The sequence below is a fragment of the Mycobacterium sp. EPa45 genome, assembly GCF_001021385.1.
In the GTDB taxonomy this organism is placed as follows: domain Bacteria; phylum Actinomycetota; class Actinomycetes; order Mycobacteriales; family Mycobacteriaceae; genus Mycobacterium.
The window spans coordinates 1,529,878-1,541,036 of sequence record NZ_CP011773.1 but is presented as its reverse complement, the minus strand read 5'-3'; the positions used below and the strand labels follow the sequence as shown (position 1 = coordinate 1,541,036).

The window sequence follows — 11,159 nt, the reverse complement described above, 5'->3', positions numbered from 1 at the left end:
CGCCACGCTACGCCCAAAGTTGCACACCGTGCAAGATTGCCCGTCGGGCAATAATCAGCTGGTGCCCAATGGGTCGATCGTCGACGCGACGTACACCATGATCACGCAGACCGTCGTCATCGTCGCGAAGTCGACTCCGCGCGAACGGACCACCAGCAGGCCCGCCCGGTCATCGGAGAGCACCAACCGCATCGCCGCGGCCACGCCCACCGCGATGCCGATCAACAGCGAGCCGCGGCGCCAGAACCCGGCCGCCACAAGAACAAACGCGACCACGAAGATCACGCCGACTCCCAGGATCGGCCACTGCGATCGCACCACCCGCCCGGTGAAGGCCGCCGCCTCCGCTCGGGTCGGCAGCCGGCGCTTCGCGCGAGCCGTCACTGGGCCGCTTCGGCCAGTTCGACGACGTTGGTCAACAGGAAGGCCCTGGTCAGCGGGCCGACCCCGCCGGGATTGGGCGACACATGGCCGGCGACCTCCCAAACGTCGGGATGCACGTCGCCGGTGAGCTTGCCCTCCACCCGGCTCACCCCGACGTCGACCACGGCAGCGCCGGGCCGCACCATGTCCGGAGTCAGCATGTGCGGCACCCCGACTGCGGCCACGATGATGTCGGCCTGCTTGGTAAGCGTAGGCAGATCGCGAGTTCCGGTGTGACACAACGTCACTGTGGCGTTCTCACTGCGGCGGGTGAGCAGCAGGCCCAGCGGGCGACCGACCGTCACACCGCGGCCGATGACCACGACGTGCGCCCCTGCGATGGGCACGTCGAAACGGCGCAGCAGATGCACGATGCCGCGCGGGGTGCAGGGTAAAGGCGCCGCCTTGCCCAGCACCAGCCGGCCCAGGTTGGTCGGGTGCAATCCGTCGGCGTCCTTGTCCGGGTCGACCCGCTCCAGCGCGGCGTTCTCGTCGAGGTGACGCGGCAACGGCAGCTGCACGATGTAGCCGGTGCACTCAGGGTTGGCGTTGAGTTCGTCGAGGGTGTCGTCGAGCTGCGCCTGGCTCACATCGGCGGGCAGATCCCGACGGATCGAGGTGATGCCGACCTTCGCACAGTCGGAGTGCTTGCCTTTGACGTAGGCGTGCGAGCCGGGGTCGTCACCGACCAGGACGGTACCCAGTCCCGGTGTGCGTCCAGCAGCGGTCAGCGCCGCCACGCGGTCGGCGAGATCGACGAAGATCTCGTCACGGGTGAGCTTGCCGTCCAGGCTGATCGCGACCACGGACCGTATTGTTCCATTGACCGAACGCTGTCGTTGACAGCACCGTTCGCAGCGTGGTCAGCTGCGGTAATGAACAGTGCGCCAGATGTGTTCAGCCCGGCCCAGCTTGGACCCATCACCCTGCGCAACCGCACCATCAAATCGGCCACCTTCGAGGCCCGCACCCCCGACGACGTGGTGTCCGACGATCTGATCGCCTTCCACCGGGCCGTCGCCGCCGGCGGCATCGGCATGACGACCGTCGCCTACACCGCGGTCAGCCAGGGTGGGCGCACCAACGGCGGCCAGATCTGGATGCGCCCGGAAGCGGTGCCCGGCCTGCGGCGCCTCGCCGACGCCGTGCACGCCGAGGGTGCCAAGATCAGCGCCCAGATCGGCCACGCCGGCCCGGTGGCGAATGCGCGCTCGAACAAGGCGCCGGCGCTGGCTCCGGTCCGGTTCTTCAACCCGCTGTCGATGAAATTCGCCAGGCACGCCAGCCGCGATGACATCAACGACGTCATCGCTGCGCACGCGTCGGCAGCCCGGTTCGCCATCGACTCCGGCTTCGACGCCGTCGAGATCCATCTCGGCCACAACTATCTGGCGAGTTCCTTCCTGTCGCCGATGATCAACCGGCGCACCGACGAATTCGGCGGCTCGCTGGAGAACCGGGCCAAGGTGGCTCGCGGCATCGTGCTGGCCGTCCGTCGCGAGGTCGAGCGGCTCGGACCCGCACCGATCGCGGTGACCGCCAAGCTCAACATGGCCGACGGGGTCCGCGGGTCGATCAACATCGAGGAATCCCTGCAGACCGCGAAGTGGCTCGAAGAGGACGGCGGCCTGGACGCCATCGAACTCACCGCGGGCAGCTCGCTGCTCAACCCGATGTACCTGTTCCGCGGCGACGCCCCGGTCAAGGAGTTCGCCGCGGCGCAGAAATGGCCGCTGAACTGGGGCATGCGGATGACCGGCAAGAAGTTCATGCGCGAATACCCCTACCGGGAGACGTACCTGCTGCGCGACGCCGAGCAGTTCCGCAAGGAGCTGACGATGCCGCTGATCCTGCTCGGCGGCATCACGAACCGCGAGAGCATGGACCGCGCGATGGCCGCCGGTTTCGAGTTCGTGGCAATGGGCCGGGCACTGCTGGCCGAGCCTGATCTGGTCAATCGCATTCAGGCCGACGGCGAGGCGCACTCGGTGAAGTCGATGTGCACGCACTGCAACAAATGCATGCCGACCATCTACTCGCGGACGCTCTGTGTGGTGACGGGCGGTCCGGCGTAACGAGCCGGCGGCGCCGTTACCGATAGAGTTGGTCTCGATGACTCGACCAGCCGCGCCTGATCTGACAGTTCGGTACGACGGGTCGGAGCGTACTTTCGCCGCTGGGCATGACGTCGTGGTCGGCCGCGACCTCCGTGCCGACGTGCGAATCGCCCACCCTTTGATCTCTCGCGCCCACCTGGTGCTGCGATTCGACCATGGCCGGTGGATGGCGATCGACAACGGCTCGCTGAACGGCATGTTCGTCAACGGCCGGCGGGTGCCGTCGGTCGACATCAGTGATGGCCTGACCGTCAACGTCGGCAACCCCGACGGACCTCCGATGAGTTTCGGGCTCGGCCGCCATCAGGGCTCGGTGGGACGCCCGCCGCAGACCTCCGGGGTTCGGGTCTCCGCGCCGCCGTCGTCGCCGTCGTGGCCGGCCAACCCGAGCAGGGGTGCGGCGACCGCCGGGCAGTGGGGCCACCAGCCGCCGGCATATCCGACCAGCGGTTCGCGGGCCCAGCCGGCGTACCACCCGCCCACCGGAGCCGGGCCCGCACCGGCCGCGCCGACGCAGATGCGCCCGGCGGTAGGCAGGCCGACGCAGTCATCGTCGTCGAACCTCGCGACGTCGATGCTGAAGATCCTGCGCCCGGGCGCCCCCGGTGATGTGCCGCCGGGCGGGATCAAGATCGGGCGCGCGACCGACAACGACATCGTCATCCCCGACGTGCTGGCCTCGCGTCACCACGCCACGCTGATCCCGACGCCGGGTGGCACCGAGATCGTCGACAACCGCAGCATCAACGGCACGTTCGTCAACGGCAACCGGGTCGACCGGGCGTTGCTGAACGACGGCGACACCGTGACGATCGGCAACATCGACCTCGTCTTCTCCGGCGGCACGCTGGTCCGGCGCACCGAGACCGAGGCGGCCACCGCCACCGGCGGTCTGGACGTGCGAGCGGTGACCTGGACGATCGAGCACAACAAGACGCTGCTGGACAACATCTCGCTGACTGCTCGCCCCGGCACGCTGACCGCGGTGATCGGCCCGTCCGGTGCGGGTAAGTCGACGTTCGCGCGACTGGTCGCGGGCTACACCCATCCGACAAGCGGCACAGTCACTTTCGAGGGTCACAACATCCACGCCGAGTACGCCTCGCTGCGATCCCGGATCGGCATGGTGCCGCAGGACGACGTGGTGCATGGGCAGCTGACCGTGAACCAGGCGCTGATGTACGCCGCCGAACTGCGGCTGCCGCCGGACACCACCAAGGAGGACCGCCAGCAAGTGGTGGCCCAGGTCCTGGCCGAGCTGGAGATGACCCAGCATCAGAACACCCGGGTGGACAAACTGTCCGGCGGTCAGCGCAAGCGCGCCTCGGTGGCACTGGAGCTGCTGACCGGTCCGTCACTGCTGATCCTCGACGAGCCGACGTCGGGTCTGGACCCTGCACTCGACCGTCAGGTCATGACGATGTTGCGCCAGCTGGCCGACGCCGGCCGCGTGGTGCTGGTGGTCACCCACTCGCTGACCTACCTCGACGTGTGCGACCAGGTGCTGCTGCTGGCGCCTGGCGGCAAGACCGCGTTCTGCGGTCCGCCCAGCCAGATCGGTCCGGCGATGGGCACCACCAACTGGGCCGACATCTTCAGCACGGTCGCTGGTGATCCCGACGCCGCCTATCAGCGCTACCTGCAGCAGACCGGGCCGACTCCCCCTCCGCCGCCGGTGGAAACTCCGTCGGCGATGGGCGAACCGACGCACACCAGCCTGCTGCGCCAGTTCTCGACCATCGCGCGCCGCCAGTTGCGCTTGATCATCTCCGACCGGGGTTATTTCGCGTTCCTGGCGATGCTGCCGTTCATCATGGGTGTGCTGTCCCTGTCGGTGCCGGGCACCGTCGGCTTCGGCGTGCCCAATCCGATGGGTGACGCCCCCAACGAGCCCGGCCAGATTCTGGTGTTGCTCAACGTCGGTGCAATCTTCATGGGGACCGCGCTGACCGTGCGTGACCTGATCGGTGAACGCGCGATCTTCCGCCGAGAACAGGCCGTCGGGTTGTCTACGACGGCGTATCTACTGGCGAAGGTCTGTATCTACGCGGTGTTCGCGATCGTGCAGTCCTCGATCGTCACGGCCATCACCATCGCCGGCAAGGGCAGCCCGACGCAGGGGTCGCTGACCTTCCTGAGTCCTACGCTGGAGTTGTTCGTGGTGATGGCCGCGACGACGGTCACCGCGGCGATGGTGGGTCTGGCGCTCTCGGCGCTGGCCAAGTCCAACGAGCAGATCATGCCGCTGCTCGTGGTCGCGGTCATGAGCCAGTTGGTGTTCTCCGGCGGCATGATCCCGGTGACCGGTCGCCTTGTGCTCGATCAGCTGTCGTGGTTCACCCCGGCCCGCTGGGGATTCGCGGCGTCGGCCTCGACCGTCGACCTGATCAAGTTGGTGCCCGGACCGCTGACGCCGAAGGACCGGCACTGGGAGCACACCGCGGCACGGTGGTGGTTCGACATGGGCATGCTCGGCGTGCTGTGCATCGGATATCTGAGCCTGGTGCGCTGGAAGATCCGACTCAAGAGCGCTTAGCCTGCCCGCTGCCGCCGGTCAGCGCCCGTTGAGGTGCAGCGCAACTGGAATTCGTGTCGCGGTTGACTGCCGTTCATCCGGCGTCCATAGCGTTTCGGCGCATGAGGATGAAAGCGGCGGCGCTGGCCGCAGCAGTGAGCCTGTCGGTCGCGTTCGCCCCCACCGCGGCGGCCGATCCGAGCGTCGACAAGTTCGGTGGCTGGAATCATCTGGTCGACAACGGCGGCCAGGTGATCACGGTGTGGAAGATCACTGCCCTGAAGCCCAGCACCGACACGATCCCTGGCTATCCGCTCGCAGGCAAGCTGTGGGAGGCCACCGCCAAGGTGCGCGCCGCCAAGGGCACCGTCACGCCGATCATCCCCGACTTCAACGCCCGCGCAGGAGCCACCAACTACCCGGTGCTGTGGCAGGCCGCCACGCCGCAGGGCATCAGCGGGGCGACCCTGCAGCAGGGCGACACGTCTTCTGGCAAGCTGTATTTCGACGTGACCGGTCCCGCCCCGACCCAGGTGGTCTACAACAACGGGGTCGAGGACCTGCTGGTCTGGAAGTAGCTCAGTACTCCTGCAGGCTTTCACGCAGGGTGGTGCCGGGGTAGCGGGTGCGGAAGCGACCGCGACGCTGCAACTCCGGCACCAGCAGCTCGGTCATGTCGTTGAAGCAGCCCGGTGTATCGGTGGCCAGCATCATGAAGCCGTTGCAGCCGCCCTCGTCGAGGTACTGCTCCATCTGGTCGGCGACGTCGGACGGTGTACCCACGGCCACCGGCGCACCCATCGAGACGCCGTAGATCTGCGCGGCTTCGCGCACCGTCACCGGCGCGCCGTCCTTGGCCTCGAGGATCGCGTCGAACAGACCACGGATGCCCTGCACGTCGGCATCCACCACGTTGTCGTCGAGGCCGAGCGTGGAGAAGTCGAAACCGGTGTGGCCGGAGAGGATTCCGAGCGCGCTCTCGATCTGCACCTTCTCCACGAATTCGGCGTACCGGTCGTTGGCGCGGCCCTTGTCGCGGTCGATGATGGTCTGCAGGCCGTAGATCAGCTTCACCGACTCGGGGTCACGGCCGGCATCACTGGCGCGGGTGCGGATGTCGTCGGCGTAGGCCCGCATGCTCTTGGGCGTCGGGAAGATGCCGAACACGGATTCGGCGTGCTTGGCCGCGAATTCACGGCCCTGGTCCGACGATCCGGCTTGCCACAGCACAGGCCGTTTCTGCGGCGAGGGGGCGACGAAGTGGCGGCCCTTGGACTTGAAGAACTCGCCTTGGAAGTCGACTTCGCGGACCTTGGCCGGGTCGGCGAAAATGCCGTTCTCCCGGTCGTAGACGATGGCGTCGTCGTCCCATGAATCCCACAGCTGGTACAGCAGCTGCATGTACTCCTCGACCACCTCGTAGCGCTTGTCGCGCGGCGTCAGGTTCTCCTTGCCCATCGCCTGGAATTCGCTCTTGGAGTACGAGGTGACGATGTTCCAGCCGACGCGGCCGCCGGTGAGGTGATCGAGCGTCGAGAGCTGACGGGCCATCATGTAGGGCGGCACAAAGGAAGTCGACAGAGTGATACCGATGCCGAGGTGCTGCGTGAACGCACCGACGATCGGGACGACGCTGGCGGGCTCGTGCACCGGACACTGGCCCGCGAACTTCACCACCGGATCGGAGTTGCCCTTGTAGGTCGTGTACGGCGCGAGTTCGTCGGCGATGAACATCGCGTCGAAAAGGCCACGTTCCATGGTCCTCCCGAGATCGCGCCAGTACTCCGGCCGCGACCAGTGGTAACCGACCTTATCGCGCGGGTGGGCCCACATCGTGGAGGCGTGGTTCATCACGCCGTGCTGAACGAACCCGAGCAGGTGCGCCTTCTTCTTCGTCACGCGCCGCTCTCCGCCCGGTCGCCGCGCAACTCGAGGATGAACGCCACGATCACCGCGGCAGCGGTACCGAGGCCGCTGAAGGCAAGGACATACCAGAACGCACCGCTATAGGACGCGATGATCAGCAACACCAACGACGTGAGGACCGCTACGGTGGCCTTCCATGTGAAGCCGGGAACCAGTGCAACTTCCGAAGATTCGAGCTCTTCGTCGAATGCGCCGATGCCGGTGCCTTCGGCCAGCTCTCGCCGGATCCGCAGGAAGCTCAACGTACCGACGATCAGATAGATGACGGCGAGCACCAGGCCGATGCCGGCGCCGAGGTAAAAAAGAGTCACGACAATGCCTTTCGGGAGCTTCGGCTGCTACTGCTGACCGGCGACGACGGGGTCACCGGGCTTCTCGGTGGCGACGCTCGCGGTGTCACGTTCGAGCAGTGCGCCCTTGCCTTCGGCGAGGCTGCCGAAGTCGAACCGGGTGTTGGCTCGCAGGCTCACCACGACCGACACGATCGCCGACGCGGCGATCAAGCCGATGATTCCGAACAGCGGTCCGTAGGTGGGCCCGAGGGTCTCCCGAAGCGGACCTCCGACGGCGATGCCGGCGAGCACGCCCGCGACGTATCCCGTCCCGGTCATCCGCGACCAGAAGATGGACAGCGTCACCGGGATGAGCAGGCTGGTGCCGTAGAAGTACACGGTGGTCACCAGATTCACGTAGTCGATACCGGTGAGCACCACACCACCGGCGATCGCGGCCGCGACGATCATGCTGGTCTTGGTGATGGTGAGCAGCCTGCGCTCGGACACCTTCGGCCAATACCGGTGCACGATGTCGACCGCGACCAGTGAGGTCACCCCCGAGAGGGCACCGTCGATCGCCGCGAAGCACGCATTGACCACGACGAGCGTATAGAGCGCGACGATGAACACCGGCAGACCGAGACTGGCGATGACGTGCGGGCCGACCGCCCCTGCACCCAACGAGCCCAGCTGCTCGGGCGTCACGCCGTAGGCGACCCCGATGAACCCGAGCAATCCGAGCGCCAGCGGAATGGGATAGAACCACACACCCGCCCACAGGAAGCTGCGGCCGAGGTCCTTGGGCCTGATCGCCCAAACACGTTGCCAGAACGACTGATCGGCGATGACGTTGGTCAGCAGCCCGAGCGCCAAGGCGAGGCCGAAGCTCGCGGCGGTGACCGGATTGAACGGGTTCAGATGCTGGTCCCCCAAAGCGTCGACCTTGTCGAAGATCAGTTCGGCGCCGCCGGCCTTGGCAAGGGCGAAGAGCACGACCACCGACGAGCCGACGCCAAGCAGCAGCGTGTTCAACGTTCCGGTGACCGCGGATGTCGTCAACCCGCCGAAATACGAGTACACGGTGACGACGACGATGCCGGTGATGACGATGCCGATCGGGGTCAGCCCGAAGATCTTGTTCATGACGAGCACCAGCCCGGCGAGGTTGATCATGATGACGCCGAGCAATGCTCCGATCAAGAAGATCAGGGTCGCCACACTGCTGATCGTGTTCTGGAACCGCGCGCGGATGAATTCCGCGAGCGTGTATCCGGCCGGCATCTTCTGGCGGAGCTTCAACGCAAAGGGCACCATGATGATCACCGCGAGCCCGTTGGGCACGATGAACCAGACCAGGCCAGAGGTACCCCAGGTGTAGGCCTGAGCGGACGACAACATCACCGCCATCGACCACGTCCACACCGAGATCAGCGACGCCACCCCGAACCCGAAGCCAAGAAGGCGGCCGGAGATCACGAAGTTGTGTGTCGTCTTGACGGCGCCCTTCACAGCGAGGGCGATGAGCAACAGTACGATGCCCGGACCGAACAGCAGCGCATACCCCAATGCGCCTGACTGCTGGATGAATTCGAGGTGCGGCACAGCCGGTCTCCTTGTGTGAGTGATGAAATGGGTGAGGGCGTTACGCGGCGGGTTTCCACCCGAGTTCCGGCGCGATCTCCTCGGCGACGAAGCGCAATCGTTCGACGTCGAGATCCGCTCCGGCAGTACCTGTCCTGACCGACGGGAACAGCCCGGTGGTCGGGAAGAAGTCGGTGACGAACCCCAACAGCGCCCGATCCTCCTGAAGCTGCCGAACGATGTCCGCTGCGGTGCCGGTTCGCGCGACCGTTCGCAGATATTCCTTCGGTGACAGCGCGCCCAGCTGCGGGAAGCGGGCGTCCAGAGTTCGTTGCGTGGCCGCCACGTGCGATGCCAGCTCATCCGCAATCGCGTCTGCGCTCTCGCCGTGAAAGGTGAAGCGCTGCGCGCCCACTCGTGCGTCTTCGAGATTGCCGTGCAGTGCCAGCCATTCTTCCAGATAGCCGACGATGAACCGAAGCTGGTGGAAGATGACATGGTCGTGGAACGCACCGATCATGAGCCCGTTGCCGTTCCGGGCAATCAAGCGAGCTCGTTCTTCGCTACTGGCCGTCTGCCACAGCCTGTCCCGCAGACTCGTCACGCTGGGGAAGAGTCGCTTCGGCTCCACATCCGCTGACGCCTGTTGACCGGCAACCGAATCGGACGCGGAGAGCTGCGAGGGCGACGACGCGCCGACGCGAGCATGGACGAACTGCGTACACTCCAGGCCCTCCAGCAGATGGTGGAGAATCTCGAGATTGCGGTCGAACAGTTCGTGACGCGCCGAGAAGTCGACACCGAAGGTGTTGAAAGCCTGCAGGTCTCCTCGGGCGCCGCCCAGTCCGACCTGGACGCGGCCACCCGATATCTCGTCCAGCACGGAGAGATCCTCGGCGAGGCGGATCGGGTGTTCGAAGGGCAGGGCAATGACCGCCGTGCCCAGCTGAATCCGCGTGGTCCGCGCGGCTGCCGCGGCGAGCACGACCAGCGGAGACGGGACACCACCGTCCTCGGGGCTGAAGTGGTGTTGCCCGATCCAGACGCTGTCGTAACCGAGTTCCTCAGCGGCGACGATGCTTTCGATGAGCTCGTCATAGGTATGCCGGGCCGGCCGGTCGGTGGTACTGGGCACCTGCGTGAACAACCCCAGTTTGAATTGCTTGCCCGGTTGACGCAGACGCGCTGCGCGCTCTTCCAGTTGCTGCTCAGACACCGACATGTTCGCGGTGTGCTCCGTTCTCGTCGAACGCGTCCTGGAACAGGAAGCTCGATATGTAGCGATCGGCGGAATCCGGCACCAGCGTGACGATCGTCCGGATGGACGGGTCTCGGCGTTCGGCAACCTGCCTGGCAGCGGCGACCGCTGCTCCCCCGCTGAGCCCGCTTGGGATTCCGGCGTATCGGGCGAGCTCCCTGGCCGTGGCGGCCGCGTCGTGCTCGGTGACCCGGAGGATTCCGTCGACGACCTCATCGGCGAAATTCGGACTCTTGAAGTTGGGTCCCAGGCCGTAGATCTTGTGGGGGTTGAACTCCTCGCCGCTGAGCACCGCGGAATTGTCCGGTTCGACCGCGAAAATCTTGATGCCCGGATTCTGGGCTTTCAGGAAGGATCCGACACCGCTGATCGTTCCGCCCGACCCGACACCGATGACGACCGCGTCGACATCACCGGCTGTGTCGCGCCAGATCTCGGGTCCCGTTGTCTGCCGGTGTATTTCGCGATTGATCGGAATGATGAACTGATTCACGAAGAATGCACCGGGTGTGCTGTTGGCGATTCGCTCGGCCTCCTCGACCGAGCCTCGGACGCCATCCTCCTTCGGCGTCAGGACAAGCTCCGCCCCGAGGTTTTGGATGATGACTTTCCGTTCGTAGCTCGTGTCCTCGTAGATGACGATGACGACGCGGTATCCGCGGCTGGCTCCTGCTGCTGCGAGTCCGATGCCGAGGTTTCCACTGCTGGCAGCCACGATCGTGCCGCCCGGCGGCAGCTGTCCGCTGCGCTCCGCGAAGTTGATGGCACCGACAGAGAGTCGATCTTTCACGCTGGCCGTCGGGTTGTAGTACTCGAGCTTTACCAACAACTCTGTATCGGCCGAAGCAAATGGGCTGTTCAGACGCACGAGGGGGGTGTTTCCCACCGTCTGTGCGACGTCATCGAAGATTCGTTTCTGGCCGGTTGCCACGCTGTCTCGTATCCGTTTGTCGTCGTAGAAATTGCATCGCACACGGATGCGTTGTCCCATAACGCTCTTCGAGTCGTCCAGTCAGCGTCGACATGGGACGGGCTATGGGGTTGACAGCAAAGCTAACAACGCC

General features: G+C 65.8%; 10 protein-coding genes. 3 read left to right on the top strand and 7 right to left on the bottom strand.

Going from position 1 to position 11,159, the window contains the following annotated elements:
- Positions 1-54: 54 nt before the first annotated feature.
- Positions 55-384: a DUF3017 domain-containing protein gene (locus AB431_RS07230; protein WP_144418213.1), complete on the bottom strand. Its 330-nt coding sequence runs from the start codon at positions 382-384 to the stop codon at positions 55-57.
- Entirely contained in the window at positions 381-1,229 is an 849-nt protein-coding gene (locus tag AB431_RS07225) for a bifunctional methylenetetrahydrofolate dehydrogenase/methenyltetrahydrofolate cyclohydrolase (RefSeq protein WP_047329358.1), read from the bottom strand. The genes AB431_RS07230 and AB431_RS07225 overlap by 4 nt, the downstream gene beginning before the upstream one ends.
- Before the next feature lie 69 nt (positions 1,230-1,298).
- Here AB431_RS07225 and AB431_RS07220 point away from each other — a divergent pair, with 69 nt between their 5' ends.
- The 3 genes from AB431_RS07220 to AB431_RS07210 all read left to right on the top strand — a co-directional run bounded on the left by AB431_RS07220 (position 1,299) and on the right by AB431_RS07210 (position 5,633).
- The gene (locus AB431_RS07220) at positions 1,299-2,498 is read left to right on the top strand and encodes an NADH:flavin oxidoreductase (protein ID WP_047329357.1); all 1,200 of its coding nucleotides are present in this window, start codon (positions 1,299-1,301) and stop codon (positions 2,496-2,498) included.
- Positions 2,499-2,535: 37 nt separating this feature from the next.
- Positions 2,536-5,076 (top strand): FHA domain-containing protein, encoded by a 2,541-nt coding sequence (locus AB431_RS07215; protein ID WP_047329356.1) that lies wholly within the window; start codon positions 2,536-2,538, stop codon positions 5,074-5,076.
- A gap of 101 nt (positions 5,077-5,177) precedes the next feature.
- Entirely contained in the window at positions 5,178-5,633 is a 456-nt protein-coding gene (locus AB431_RS07210) for an MPT63 family protein (protein WP_047329355.1), read from the top strand.
- A gap of 1 nt (position 5,634) precedes the next feature.
- Here AB431_RS07210 and AB431_RS07205 read toward each other — a convergent pair whose 3' ends face one another.
- Genes AB431_RS07205 through AB431_RS07185 form a run of 5 tightly spaced genes read right to left on the bottom strand, consistent with a single transcriptional unit; the run spans position 5,635 to position 11,026 of the window.
- The gene (locus AB431_RS07205; RefSeq protein WP_082135581.1) at positions 5,635-6,954 is read right to left on the bottom strand and encodes an LLM class flavin-dependent oxidoreductase; all 1,320 of its coding nucleotides are present in this window, start codon (positions 6,952-6,954) and stop codon (positions 5,635-5,637) included.
- Complete coding sequence (locus tag AB431_RS07200; RefSeq protein WP_047329354.1) at positions 6,951-7,292, bottom strand: hypothetical protein; 342 nt, start codon at positions 7,290-7,292, stop codon at positions 6,951-6,953. The genes AB431_RS07205 and AB431_RS07200 overlap by 4 nt, the downstream gene beginning before the upstream one ends.
- Positions 7,293-7,319: 27 nt before the next feature.
- Positions 7,320-8,858, bottom strand: a complete 1,539-nt coding sequence (locus tag AB431_RS07195; RefSeq protein ID WP_052960226.1) for a sodium:solute symporter — start codon at positions 8,856-8,858, stop codon at positions 7,320-7,322.
- Positions 8,859-8,898: 40 nt separating this feature from the next.
- On the bottom strand, positions 8,899-10,059 hold the full coding sequence (locus AB431_RS29480) for an LLM class flavin-dependent oxidoreductase (RefSeq protein WP_052960225.1): 1,161 nt from the start codon (positions 10,057-10,059) through the stop codon (positions 8,899-8,901).
- Positions 10,046-11,026 carry a PLP-dependent cysteine synthase family protein gene (locus AB431_RS07185; RefSeq protein ID WP_047333171.1) on the bottom strand — a complete coding sequence of 327 codons (981 nt, stop codon included), beginning with the start codon at positions 11,024-11,026 and terminating at the stop codon, positions 10,046-10,048. The genes AB431_RS29480 and AB431_RS07185 overlap by 14 nt, the downstream gene beginning before the upstream one ends.
- Positions 11,027-11,159: the final 133 nt, after the last annotated feature.

Excerpts from the sequence above, each read along its gene's own strand:
- AB431_RS07220 (WP_047329357.1), top strand. The coding sequence starts at position 1,299 with ATGAACAGTGCGCCAGATGTGTTCAGCCCGGCCCAGCTTGGACCCATC.
- AB431_RS07215 (WP_047329356.1), top strand. The coding sequence starts at position 2,536 with ATGACTCGACCAGCCGCGCCTGATCTGACAGTTCGGTACGACGGGTCG.
- AB431_RS07210 (WP_047329355.1), top strand. The coding sequence starts at position 5,178 with ATGAGGATGAAAGCGGCGGCGCTGGCCGCAGCAGTGAGCCTGTCGGTC.
- AB431_RS29480 (WP_052960225.1), bottom strand. The coding sequence starts at position 10,059 with ATGTCGGTGTCTGAGCAGCAACTGGAAGAGCGCGCAGCGCGTCTGCGT.